The 11,444-nt window shown below is 59.9% G+C and carries 11 protein-coding genes; 7 read left to right on the top strand and 4 right to left on the bottom strand.

Going from position 1 to position 11,444, the window contains the following annotated elements; all coding sequences use genetic code 11:
- Positions 1 to 28 precede the first annotated feature (28 nt).
- The 3 genes from ATY75_RS03000 (at position 29) to ATY75_RS02990 (ending at position 2,841) form a co-directional block, all read left to right on the top strand.
- Complete coding sequence (locus ATY75_RS03000; protein ID WP_088936422.1) at positions 29 to 778, top strand: pyridoxamine 5'-phosphate oxidase family protein; 750 nt, start codon at positions 29 to 31, stop codon at positions 776 to 778.
- A gap of 116 nt (positions 779 to 894) precedes the next feature.
- Complete coding sequence (locus tag ATY75_RS02995) at positions 895 to 1,212, top strand: metalloregulator ArsR/SmtB family transcription factor (protein ID WP_049736138.1); 318 nt, start codon at positions 895 to 897, stop codon at positions 1,210 to 1,212.
- A gap of 303 nt (positions 1,213 to 1,515) precedes the next feature.
- Positions 1,516 to 2,841 carry an aspartate aminotransferase family protein gene (locus tag ATY75_RS02990; RefSeq protein WP_049736137.1) on the top strand — a complete coding sequence of 442 codons (1,326 nt, stop codon included), beginning with the start codon at positions 1,516 to 1,518 and terminating at the stop codon, positions 2,839 to 2,841.
- An 81-nt stretch (positions 2,842 to 2,922) separates the two neighbouring features.
- Here ATY75_RS02990 and ATY75_RS02985 read toward each other — a convergent pair whose 3' ends face one another.
- Positions 2,923 to 3,837 (bottom strand): HD-GYP domain-containing protein, encoded by a 915-nt coding sequence (locus tag ATY75_RS02985; protein ID WP_088936421.1) that lies wholly within the window; start codon positions 3,835 to 3,837, stop codon positions 2,923 to 2,925.
- A gap of 145 nt (positions 3,838 to 3,982) precedes the next feature.
- On the opposite strand from ATY75_RS02985, the gene ATY75_RS34465 reads away from it, so the two are divergent.
- From ATY75_RS34465 to ade, 3 genes are all read left to right on the top strand, one after another.
- On the top strand, positions 3,983 to 4,228 hold the full coding sequence (locus ATY75_RS34465) for a hypothetical protein (protein ID WP_088936420.1): 246 nt from the start codon (positions 3,983 to 3,985) through the stop codon (positions 4,226 to 4,228).
- A gap of 65 nt (positions 4,229 to 4,293) precedes the next feature.
- Positions 4,294 to 5,397, top strand: coding sequence for a branched-chain amino acid ABC transporter substrate-binding protein (locus ATY75_RS02975; RefSeq protein WP_088936419.1), 1,104 nt, complete (start codon positions 4,294 to 4,296; stop codon positions 5,395 to 5,397).
- A 118-nt stretch (positions 5,398 to 5,515) separates the two neighbouring features.
- Entirely contained in the window at positions 5,516 to 7,222 is a 1,707-nt protein-coding gene (gene ade / locus ATY75_RS02970; RefSeq protein WP_088936418.1) for an adenine deaminase, read from the top strand.
- Positions 7,223 to 7,259: 37 nt separating this feature from the next.
- On the opposite strand, the gene ATY75_RS02965 is transcribed toward ade, so the two are convergent.
- The 3 genes from ATY75_RS02965 to ATY75_RS02955 form a co-directional block, all read right to left on the bottom strand.
- On the bottom strand, positions 7,260 to 7,550 hold the full coding sequence (locus ATY75_RS02965) for an addiction module antidote protein (RefSeq protein WP_064840102.1): 291 nt from the start codon (positions 7,548 to 7,550) through the stop codon (positions 7,260 to 7,262).
- Positions 7,550 to 7,849, bottom strand: coding sequence for a type II toxin-antitoxin system RelE/ParE family toxin (locus ATY75_RS02960; protein ID WP_143535258.1), 300 nt, complete (start codon positions 7,847 to 7,849; stop codon positions 7,550 to 7,552). The genes ATY75_RS02965 and ATY75_RS02960 overlap by 1 nt, the downstream gene beginning before the upstream one ends.
- 64 nt (positions 7,850 to 7,913) lie before the next feature.
- Complete coding sequence (locus ATY75_RS02955) at positions 7,914 to 9,560, bottom strand: alpha-glucosidase family protein (protein ID WP_088936417.1); 1,647 nt, start codon at positions 9,558 to 9,560, stop codon at positions 7,914 to 7,916.
- 284 nt (positions 9,561 to 9,844) lie between these two features.
- On the opposite strand from ATY75_RS02955, the gene ATY75_RS02950 reads away from it, so the two are divergent.
- Positions 9,845 to 11,425 (top strand): peptide ABC transporter substrate-binding protein, encoded by a 1,581-nt coding sequence (locus ATY75_RS02950; protein WP_088936416.1) that lies wholly within the window; start codon positions 9,845 to 9,847, stop codon positions 11,423 to 11,425.
- Positions 11,426 to 11,444 lie beyond the last annotated feature (19 nt).

The raw sequence follows: 11,444 nt of genomic DNA, 5'->3' as shown, positions 1-11,444 counted from the left end.
TTTCAGCCCGCTTTGCCACAAAGCGGATATGAAGGATCAGCCCTCGCCCATACGCGAAACCGACGACGACGCCCGCAAACTCGCCCGCGTGCTGCTGCGCTCCGCGCGGCACGCGGCGATTGCCGTTCTCGACCCCGAGACCGGCTTCCCCTTCGCCAGCCTCGTGCTCGTCGCGACCGATATTGACGGCACCCCCGTCATTCTCGTTTCGAAACTCTCGGCCCATACCAAAGCGCTCGGCCATGACGCGCGTGCCTCGCTGCTGACCGGCGAGCCCGGCAAGGGCGATCCGCTCGCCCACCCTCGCCTGACGACCCAATGCCTGGCGGAACCCGTCGAGCGCGGCAACGCCTTCCACGAGCGTCTGCGCACGCGTTTTCTCGCTCGCCACAGCAAGGCAAAGCTCTATATCGACTTTCCCGATTTCCTCTTCTTCCGCCTCAAGCCGGAGCAGGCCAGCCTCAATGGCGGCTTCGGCCGCGCTTACCAGCTCGCTGGGAACGATCTCATCATCCAGTCGGCCGCGAATGAGGAGATTGCCGCCGGCGCGGCAGAAACAGTGCGAGATTTAGTAGCACGCCACCCCGATGTAGCAGAGACCCTCGCCGCCAGGCTAAAGGCGCCGAAACCGGCGTCCTGGCGCATTTGTGGTATCGATCCCTCAGGTTTTGATATGATTTCCGGCGATTTTCTGATGCGATATGAATTCGAAACCCTCGCTGAGGAGGCCGATCACATTTGTTCAAACATATCTAAAATAGCATACTCGATACCTTAAATTTAGGTATATACAATCTTCGACCTCAATTGCTAGTTTTTAGGCGTCGGTCGAAATCCGGCTGGCGGCCTGTGCCAACACGCATGATGTACGTTTCGCATTAGGAAGATAACAATATGGAAACCACTGATTTGGCCGATCACACCAATGTGGCCGCAGCTTTATTATCGGCCATGGCCAATCCCAAGAGATTGCTGATCCTGTGCAGCCTCGTGAAGGGCGAAGTGGCCGTCGGCGTGCTTGCAACGCAGGTCGGCCTCAGCCAGTCGGCACTGTCTCAGCACCTGTCGAAACTGCGCGCACAGAAGCTGGTGAAGACCCGCCGGGATGCACAGACCATCTACTATTCCAGCACCTCCGAGCCGGTGATGAAGATCCTGGCAACGCTCGAAGACATTTACCTCGTGCAGAACCGGAACAGATCCGCCGCATGATGATAGCGCTGACATGAATGTCGGCCTATGCCGTGCCGCAAGGGGATGTTCCCGGAAGCGCGGTAACGATATTTCAGCACCTGAACCTTATGGCACGACCGGCAAACCTTGTGATTTGCCGGTCGTGCCTTTTTTGCTGTACCTATCCCCGGGTCGAGCCGGTCAAAACTCAAGCCTTCCTGTCAAGAACAGCTCCCGGGCTTTTTGCCGTTGACGCTTCAAGAAGCCCTGATAATTTGACCGGGCAGTCAAAATATGGGCGTGAAGCCCCGGGAAAGGGCCGTCAACGGCCAGGAGAACAGCATGTCCAATCGCCTCAACGCACCGAACGATCTTCGCGCCTTCTGGATGCCGTTTACGGCAAATCGCCAGTTCAAGAAGGAGCCGCGCATGTTCGTCGGCGCCAAGGACATGTATTATACGACCCATGACGGCCGCCAGGTGCTGGACGGCACGGCCGGCCTCTGGTGCGTCAATGCCGGCCACTGCCGCCCGAAGATCACCGAGGCGATCCGCGAACAGGCCGGCGAACTCGATTACGCCCCAGCCTTCCAGCTCGGCCACCCCAAGGCCTTCGAACTGGCGAACCGTCTGGTCGACATTGCGCCGGAAGGCCTGAACCACGTTCTCTACACCAATTCCGGATCCGAATCCGTCGAGACGGCACTCAAAGTGGCGCTCGCCTATCACCGCGTGAAGGGCAATGGTTCACGCTTCCGCTTGATCGGCCGCGAGCGCGGCTATCATGGCGTCAATTTCGGCGGCATCTCCGTCGGCGGCATCGTCACCAACCGCAAGATGTTCGGCACGCTGCTGACTGGCGTCGATCACATGCCGCACACCCACCAGCCCGGCAAGAACAACTTCACCCGCGGCGAGCCCGAGCATGGCGGCGACATCGCCAGCGAACTCGAGCGCATCGTCACCCTGCACGACGCCTCGACGGTGGCGGCCGTCATCGTCGAACCGGTGGCCGGCTCCACCGGCGTGCTCATCCCGCCGAAGGGATACCTGCAAAAGCTGCGCGAGATCTGCACCAAGCACGGCATCCTGCTGATCTTCGACGAGGTCATCACCGGCTTCGGCCGCCTCGGCGCCCCCTTCGCCGCGCAATATTACGACGTCAAGCCCGACATGATCACTGCCGCCAAGGGACTGACCAACGGCGTCATTCCGATGGGCGCCGTCTTCGTCACCTCCGAGATCCATGATGCCTTCATGAACGGCCCGGAGCACATGATCGAATTCTTCCACGGCTACACCTATTCCGGCAATCCGATCGCCTCTGCCGCCGCCCTCGCCACGCTCGATACCTACAAGGAAGAAGGGCTGCTGACGCGCGCCGCCGAGCTTTCCGACTACTGGGCCGACGCGCTGCATTCGCTGAAGGACTGCCCCAATGTCATCGACATCAGGAATACCGGCCTGATCGGCGCGATCGAACTCGATCCGATCGCCGGCGAACCGACCAAGCGCGCCTTCACCGCCTTCCTGAAAGCCTATGAAAGCGGCCTGCTGATCCGCACCACCGGCGATATCATCGCGCTCTCGCCGCCGCTGATCATCGAGAAGCACCATATCGACGAACTCTTCGGCAAGCTGCGGACCATCCTGCAGAACAACATCTGAGAAAGTTCTTAAGCTTCCCCATCATGGCCTGCGGCGGGTGCAAGCCCACGCAGGCCTTTTTGTTGCCGCGAGAAATCGACCTCAGGTGACGGAGGCAACGGAAAGGCAGAGGGCGAATTTTTTCAGGAGCCGGCGGTCGAAGTGCCCTTCATTCCCGAACATCCATTTCAGTGCGTCGCTCGCGCTCCATGCCGCCTTATATGATCGCACCGAGGTGATCGCGTCATAGACATCGCAGATCGTGGCAATGCGCGCGTGCAGGCTCAACTCTCTGCCGGACAGCCTGCGCGGATAGCCCTTGCCGTCGATGCGCTCATGGTGATTGAGGCAGACATCGAGAACAATCTCCGACATGCCCTCCTGCCGCGACAGGAATGCGTGCCCCTTCTCCGGATGGCCACGGATCAGGCTGATCTCATCCTTTTCCAGAGGCCCGGCCTTGTTGAGCACCTCAAGCGGAATTTCAAGCTTGCCGACATCGTGCAGCAACCCGGCGGTGCCGAGCATCTGCACCGTAGGCTCGTCGAGTGCGAGATGGCGGCTGAACAGGATCATCAGCGCGCTAACCGAAATGGAATGGAGGAAGGTCACTTCGTCTTTTGATTTCAAACGCGTGACGTTCAGGAAAACCGAGGGATTGTCCTCCATCGACTTGGAGACGGAAGAAATCACCGGCGCTACATGCGCGACGCTGATCGCATCGCCATTCCGCAGCCTCGCGAAAGCCTCTTCCAGCACCTGAACAGATTTCTGGACGGTCTCGCGCGCGGCCTGGATATCGATCTCGATGTCACGGCCCGGCAGGCGGCCGGTATCGAGCCCTTTGCTGGTGTTGATCACCACGATGGCGGTGCCGCATGTGCGAATTTTTGCGGCATCGGCCTCGCGCCGCAGGGAGAATCTGCGCTTGGACAAAAGCGGATCCTGCCATAGGCCCTCGACGGCCTCTACAAACATTCCGATACGCACCTGGCTGGCGTCGATACGCTTGAGCATCCAGTCTCTATTCCCGATATGTCTATCTAATTATTTGTATGGGTCTCTTTTTCAATGCTGCGTATTCTGGGTATCGCGGGATACTACTGCCATTGGCCAAACTAACGGTTAATGCGAAAGACAAAGACAACCATACGGAGGTGGTTTGGGCGGCGGCCTGCCCTTTGCGACGTTCCTTATGAGAAATCACCGAAAAACGAAGAAAACGATCGCCTTCAAGCGACTTTCCGGCCGGATCGATCCGATTTTCCTCCGTTTTGTTATGAACTTGCGCAATCCCGTCAAAATTCCTAGAAATCTCGCCATGAGCCTTCCCGAGTCAAATATGGCCGGCAGGCTCACTGATCGCGCCCTTGTCGATCGTCCTTGGCACGGCCCAAAGGGCCGTTGAATGATCGGAAAAACCGGCGCGGCACTTCATCGCGGGTCGAAGGACCCCACCCAAGGAGACAGACAATGACCCTCAAGACATTGACGGCGACACTCGTTGCGTCGCTTGCCTTTGCGCCGCTTGCTCATGCCGATATCACCATCGGCCTGATTGCGCCGCTGACCGGCCCCGTCGCCGCCTATGGCGATCAGGTGAAGAACGGCGCTCAGACCGCCGTCGACGAGATCAACAAGAAGGGCGGCATTCTCGGCGAGAAGGTGGTTCTCGAGCTGGCAGACGATGCCGGCGAACCGAAGCAGGGCGTTTCCGCCGCCAACAAGGTCGTCGGCGACGGCATTCGCTTCGTCGTCGGGCCGGTGACCTCTGGTGTTGCCATTCCGGTTTCGGACGTGCTGGCTGAAAACGGCGTGCTGATGGTCACCCCGACCGCGACGGCGCCCGACCTCACCAAGCGCGGTCTCACCAACGTGCTGCGCACCTGCGGCCGCGACGATCAGCAGGCCGAAGTCGCCGCCAAATACGTGCTGAAGAATTTCAAGGACAAGCGCGTCGCCATCGTCAACGACAAGGGTGCCTACGGCAAAGGCCTCGCCGACGCCTTCAAGGCGACGCTGAACGCCGGCGGCATCACCGAAGTCGTCAACGACGCGATCACCCCAGGCGACAAGGATTTCAGCGCGCTGACCACCCGTGTTAAATCCGAAAAGGTCGACGTCGTCTATTTCGGCGGCTATCACCCGGAAGGCGGCCTGCTCGCCCGGCAGTTGCATGATCTCGCTGCTAACGCAACGATCATCGGCGGCGACGGTCTCTCCAATACCGAATTCTGGGCGATCGGTACGGATGCGGCAGCAGGCACGCTGTTCACCAACGCGTCCGACGCCACCAAGAACCCGGATTCCAAGGCTGCCGCCGATGCGCTCGCTGCCAAGAACATCCCGGCCGAGGCCTTCACGCTCAACGCCTATGCCGCCGTCGAAGTGCTGAAAGCCGGCATCGAGAAGGCCGGCAGCGCCGAGGATGCGGAAGCCGTCGCGGCGGCGCTGAAAGACGGCAAGGAGATCCCGACCGCCATCGGCAAGGTCACCTACGGCGAAACCGGCGACCTGACCTCGCAGAGCTTCTCGCTCTACAAGTGGGAAGACGGCAAGATCGTTTCCGCTGAGTAAGCCATCGCTGGTCACCATCGACCGGGCGCCTCTGTGGCGCCCGGTTTCGTTTTGCGCCCCTCGCTTGTGACGATAGATCGGTTATAACTTCGGAATCGGTTGTAATGTGAGCGATGCCATGATCAGCAAACTCGAACGTCTCATCGACCAGGGTGTCGGCCGCGTGCCGGCCGATATCGTGCTGAAGGGCGGCCGTTTCTTCGACCTCGTCACCGGCGAACTCGTCCGCTCCGACATCGCCATCGGCGGCGATCGCGTTGTCGGCACCTGTGGCAATTATCAGGGCGAAACCGAGATCGACATATCGGGAAAAACAGTCGTTCCCGGCTTCATCGATACGCATCTGCACATTGAATCCTCGCTCGTCACGCCGCATGAATTCGACCGCTGCGTTCTGCCCTACGGCGTCACCACGGCGATCTGCGATCCGCACGAAATTGCCAATGTGCTGGGAGCCGCCGGCATCGAATTCTTTCTCCAATCCGCGCTCGAGACAATCATGGACATCCGCGTCCAGCTCTCCTCCTGCGTTCCGGCAACGCATCTCGAAACCTCCGGCGCCGATCTGCCGATCGAGCGCCTCCTGCCCTTCCGCCACCATCCGAAGGTCATCGGCCTTGCCGAGTTCATGAATTTCCCCGGCGTGATCCACAAGGATCCCGTCTGCATGGCCAAGCTCGACGCCTTCCAGGGCGGCCATATCGACGGTCACGCGCCGCTGCTTTCCGGCAACGACCTCAACGGCTACCTCGCAGCCGGCATCCGCACCGAGCACGAATGCACGAGCGCCACCGAGGCGCTGGAAAAGATCCGCAAGGGCATGCATATCCTGGTCCGCGAGGGCTCGGTGTCCAAGGATCTTGCCGCGCTGATGCCCATTATCACCGAGCGGCTATCACCTTATCTCGCACTCTGCACTGACGACCGCAATCCGCTCGACATCGCCGAACAGGGCCATCTCGATCACATGATCCGCACGGCGATCGCAAGCGGCGTCGAGCCCTTGGCGATCTACCGCGCCGCCTCGATTTCGGCTGCCCGCGCCTTCGGCCTCCGGGACCGCGGCCTGGTGGCGCCGGGCTGGCGCGCCGATCTCGTGGTTCTCGACAGTCTGGAAAGCTGCCGCGCCGACATGGTCTTCTCCGCTGGCCGCCGCGTCACCGACGCGCTCTTTTCCACGCGCAAGCCGATCGCTCCGATCGGCCTTGACAGCGTCAAGGCCCGACCGGTTAACGCGGCCCATTTCGGCGTGCCGGCCAGGGAGGGCGAGACATCGGTCATCGGCGTCATGCCCGGCAAGATCATCACCGAACATCGCCGCTACCGGCTGCCCGTGAAAGGCAACGAGACGGCGGTCGATCTTGCCAACGACATCATCAAGGTCGCCGTCATCGAGCGCCACGGCAAGAACGGCAACCACGCCAACGGATTCGTCCAGGGCTTCGGCCTGAAGAAGGGCGCGATCGCCTCCACCGTCGGCCATGACAGCCACAATATTTGCGTCGTCGGAGTCGACGAGGACGACATGGCGCGCGCCGCAAACCGCCTCGGCGAGATCAAGGGCGGCTTTGTCGTCGTCGAGGACGGCAAGGTCACCGGCGAAATCGCCCTGCCCATCGCTGGCCTGATGAGTCTCGAGCCCTACGAGACGGTCCGCGATACGCTGCACCATCTGCGCAAGGCCGCCTTCGCACTCGGCGCCACGCTGGAAGAACCCTTCCTCCAGTTGGCCTTCCTGCCACTGCCGGTCATCCCACACCTGAAGATATCCGACCGCGGCATGGTCGATGTGGACAAGTTCGCGCTGATTGGGCGATGCAACTGATTGGCCCACGAGATTTGGTGAGAGCGCTTATATGTACTCAAACCGCGTGATGCCTCGTCGTCAGTTCTAGCCCGATCGCCTTCATCACGGCCAGTGTCGTTTCAAGGGTAGGATTTCCGTTCTCGCTCAGCGCCTTATAGAGATGCTCGCGCGCAAGACCGGTTTCCCTGGCGATTTTGCTCATGCCCTTGGCGCGCGCAACGACGCCAAGAGCCGACGCGATGAATTTCGCGTCACCGGTCTGCAGCGCTTCGGTAATAAAAGTTTTGATGGCTTCGTCGGAGTCGAGCAACTCAGCCGGATCGAAGTCGAAGATCTGTTCAGCCATTATCGTCGCTCCATTCCATTGGCAATTCTCTTTGCCGTTCTTATATCCGCTTCCTGCGTGCTCTTGTCGCCTTCGCAGAGAAGGACAATGATGGTCTCTCCCCGCTTGCGGTAATAGATCCGATAGCCCGGCCCGTAGTGAATGCGCAGTTCACTCACCCCTTCGCCAACCGGTGCTGCATCACCGGCATGCCCGATCGCAAGACGCTGGAGGCGCAGGGCGATCATTGCCTTCGCCTTTCCATCCTTCAATCTTTTGTGCCACTTCTGGAAAGTGCCCGTCTGCTTCAGAACGAACATATCAATTGTAATTTAAAAAATACATACTGTCAAAATTATTACCTCCGCAGCGATAGCGAGACCGTCAAACCCGTGCACAGAATCCATCCAGCGCCGCAAGTTTCACCGAGCCCGCGCCAGCCACTGCCTTAAACCCCGGCATGGCGAGCGGTTCCGCGAGCACCATGCCCTCCGGCAGGCGGAATTCCGCCGGCTTGCGAGCGAGGTTGAAAACGAAGAGCAGCTTTTCTCCGCCCTTCTCGCGGGTGAAGGCGAGCAGGTCCTCGTTGGTGCCAATGAAGGTCATGTCGCCGTCGATCAACGCCGGGTGGTTTTTTCGGAAGGCGAGCGTCCTGCGATAGTGATTGAGCACAGAGCCGTCGCGTGCCTCCTGCGTATCGACGGAAAGGGCCGCCTGCTCATAAGGCACCGGCAGCCAGCTCTTTTCGGCAGAGGTGAAGCCCGCATGCGCCTTCCCGGCTTCCCAGGGCATCGGCGTGCGGCATCCGTCGCGGCCCTTGAAGGCCGGCCAGAAGCGGATGCCGTAGGGATCGCGCAGATCCTCGAAGGCGAGCTCAGCCTCCGGCAGGCCAAGCTCCTCGCCCTGATAAAGGCAGATCGAGCCGCGCAGCGCAGCAAGCACGGAGATCGCCAGCTTGGCGATGGCGGGCCGCTCCTCCGCCGTCAGCGCGAACCGGCTGACATGGCGCATGACGTCGTGATTGGAAAAAGCCCAGCAGACCCAGCCGTCGGTCACCGACTTCTGAAAAGCCTCGACGCAGCCGCGAATATGCTCGGCGCTGAACTCCGGCCCCAGCAGATCGAATGTGTAGCACATGTGCAGCTTGTCGCCGCCGCTCGTATAGGCCGCCACCGTCTTCAGCGAACGCGCCCCGTCACCGACTTCCCCAACGGTCGTGCGATCCTCATACTGGTCGAGCAGCACCCGGAAGCGCTTGAGGAAATCGACATTCTCAGGCTGCGTCTTGTCATAGAGGTGGTTCTGCATGCCGTAGGGATTGCTGTCGGGCGCATCGAGGCCTGCGTCATCCTCATCGGGCTCGTGCGGCGGATTGCTTCTGAGCTGCTTGTCGCAGAAATAATAGTTGACCGTATCCAGCCGAAAGCCGTCGACGCCGCGATCGAGCCAGAATTTCACCGTCTCCAGCACCGCGTCCTGCACTTGCCTGCTGTGGAAATTGAGATCCGGCTGAGAGGTGAGAAAATTGTGCTGGTAATATTGCCTGCGCACGCCGTCCCACTCCCAGCCCGGCCCGCCGAAGATCGACAGCCAGTTGTTCGGCGCCGTGCCATCCGGCTTCGGGTCGGCCCAGACATACCAGTCCGCCTTGGGATTGGTCCGGCTCGTCCGGCTCTCGACGAACCAAGGATGCCGGTCTGATGTATGCGAGATCACCTGGTCGATGACGACCTTGATGCCGCGCCGATGCGCCTCGGCCATCATCTCGTCGAAATCGGCAAGCGTTCCGAAGATCGGGTCGACATCGCAATAATCGGAAACGTCATAGCCCATGTCGGCCATCGGCGATTTGAAGAAGGGCGAAAGCCAGATTGCGTCGACCCCGAGACTGGCGATATGCGGCAGCCGGCGGGTGATCCCCTTGAGGTCGCCGAGCCCGTCGCTGTTGGTGTCCTGAAACGAGCGCGGATAGACCTGATAGATCACCGCGCCGCGCCACCAGTCCGCATTCCCGCCTGCCTGCAATGCCATCGGCTCCATCTCCTGCCTTGTTAGCGCCCGCCACACTAAAGCGGACGAAACAAAAGACAACATGTGAGGCCGTTATGGATGTGCTGGAAATGTCGCAATGTGTCGTCGCGATCCAACAAGGGGGAGACGTATATAGGCTTGTCCACAACCCGTTTCCAGCCTCCGGATTTGGGGTTGCAACGCGATTCCTTTGCGATAAGGTGCGCACTGACCTGCACGTAAGAGGTCAAATGTCGGGAACAGATGTCTAATAAAGGCGCAAAGCCTAGAAAGGTGGACCCACGATGAACCAGTTCACGAAAAAATTTCTCGCCTCCGCAATGCTTGGCACATTGCTGGCGTTTTCGGCGCATGCGGCCACGCTCAACATTCACAATGGTGGCGACCCGCAATCGCTCGATCCGCAGAAGCTTTCCGGCGACTGGGAGAACCGTATCGCCGGCGACATTTTCGAAGGTCTCGTCACTGAAGACGCCAAGGACAATCCGGTCCCCGGCCAAGCAGAAAGCTGGACGATTTCCCCTGATGGCAAGATCTATACCTTCAAGCTTCGCGACGGCATCAAGTGGTCCGATGGCCAGCCGGTAACGGCAGGAGACTTCGTCTTCGCCTTCCAGCGCCTCGTCGACCCGAAGAACGCCGCCGATTACGCCTATCTGCAGTTCACCATCAAGAATGCCGAAAAGATCAACAAGGGCGAAATCACCGATCTCAACCAGCTCGGCGTCAAGGCGATCGACGACAAGACGCTTGAAATCACCCTTGAGAACCCGACCCCTTATTTCCTAAATGCGCTGATGCATTACACCGCCTATCCGCTGCCCAAGCACGTCGTCGAGGCGAAAGGCCAGGATTGGGTCAAGATCGGCAACATCGTCACCAACGGCCCTTACAAGCCGGTCGAATGGGTTCCGGGCTCGCATGTCACGACAGTTAAGAACGACCAGTGGTACGGCGCCAAAGACCTGAAGATCGACGGCGCCAAGTTCTTCGTGCTTGAGGATCAGGAAGCGGCACTGAAACGTTACCGTGCTGGCGAATTCGACATCCTCACCGATTTCCCCACCGACCAGTACGAGTGGATGAAGAAGAACCTGCCGGGCCAGGCGCATGTGGCCCCCTTCTCCGGCCTCTATTATTACGTCATCAATTCGAGCAAGCCGCCCTTCGCCGACAAGCGCGTGCGCCAGGCCCTTTCCATGGCGATCAACCGCGAAGTCATCGGGCCGCAAATTCTCGGCACCGGCGAACTGCCGGCCTATTCGTGGGTCCCGCCGGGCACGGCAAACTACGGCGAACCGGCCTACGTTTCCTGGAAGGATCTTCCCTATAAGGACAAGGTCGAAGAAGCCAAGAAGCTGCTGAAGGAGGCCGGTTTCGGTCCGGATCATCCGCTGACCGCCGAACTCAAATACAACACCAACGACAACCATAAGCGCATCGCCGTGGCGATCGCCTCGATGTGGAAGCCGCTCGGCGTCAATGTCGAACTCGTCAACGCCGAGACCAAAGTCCATTATGACCAGTTGCAGCGCGGCGAAGTGCAGATCGGCCGCGCCGGCTGGCTCGCCGACTACAACGATCCGGACAATTTCCTGAACCTGCTGGTCACAGGCGTCCAGATGAATTACGGCCGCTGGTCCAATCCTGAGTACGACAAACTGATCAAGGACGGCAACGCCGAGACGGATCTGAAGAAGCGCGCCGAAATCTTCAAGAAGGCCGAGCAGTTGGCGCTTGATGATTCTGCCGCCCTGCCGATCTACTACTATGTCTCGAAAAACGTCGTTTCGCCGAAGATCGAAGGCTTCGTCGACAACATTCAGGACATCCACCGCACCCGCTGGCTGTCGATGAAAGAGTAAGGGAAAACGGTCCTTCCCG

The organism is Rhizobium sp. N122 (assembly GCF_002211295.1).
Taxonomy (GTDB): domain Bacteria; phylum Pseudomonadota; class Alphaproteobacteria; order Rhizobiales; family Rhizobiaceae; genus Rhizobium.
Note: the sequence above shows the minus strand (reverse complement) of the source record. Positions and strands in the feature narration are given on the sequence as shown.

Bases quoted from the DNA above. Each gene is read 5' to 3' on its own strand.
- ATY75_RS03000 (WP_088936422.1), top strand. From the start codon at position 29: ATGAAGGATCAGCCCTCGCCCATACGCGAAACCGACGACGACGCCCGC.
- ATY75_RS02995 (WP_049736138.1), top strand. From the start codon at position 895: ATGGAAACCACTGATTTGGCCGATCACACCAATGTGGCCGCAGCTTTA.
- ATY75_RS02990 (WP_049736137.1), top strand. From the start codon at position 1,516: ATGTCCAATCGCCTCAACGCACCGAACGATCTTCGCGCCTTCTGGATG.
- ATY75_RS02985 (WP_088936421.1), bottom strand. From the start codon at position 3,837: ATGCTCAAGCGTATCGACGCCAGCCAGGTGCGTATCGGAATGTTTGTA.
- ATY75_RS02975 (WP_088936419.1), top strand. From the start codon at position 4,294: ATGACCCTCAAGACATTGACGGCGACACTCGTTGCGTCGCTTGCCTTT.
- ade (WP_088936418.1), top strand. From the start codon at position 5,516: ATGATCAGCAAACTCGAACGTCTCATCGACCAGGGTGTCGGCCGCGTG.
- ATY75_RS02965 (WP_064840102.1), bottom strand. From the start codon at position 7,550: ATGGCTGAACAGATCTTCGACTTCGATCCGGCTGAGTTGCTCGACTCC.
- ATY75_RS02960 (WP_143535258.1), bottom strand. From the start codon at position 7,849: ATGTTCGTTCTGAAGCAGACGGGCACTTTCCAGAAGTGGCACAAAAGA.
- ATY75_RS02955 (WP_088936417.1), bottom strand. From the start codon at position 9,560: ATGGCATTGCAGGCAGGCGGGAATGCGGACTGGTGGCGCGGCGCGGTG.
- ATY75_RS02950 (WP_088936416.1), top strand. From the start codon at position 9,845: ATGAACCAGTTCACGAAAAAATTTCTCGCCTCCGCAATGCTTGGCACA.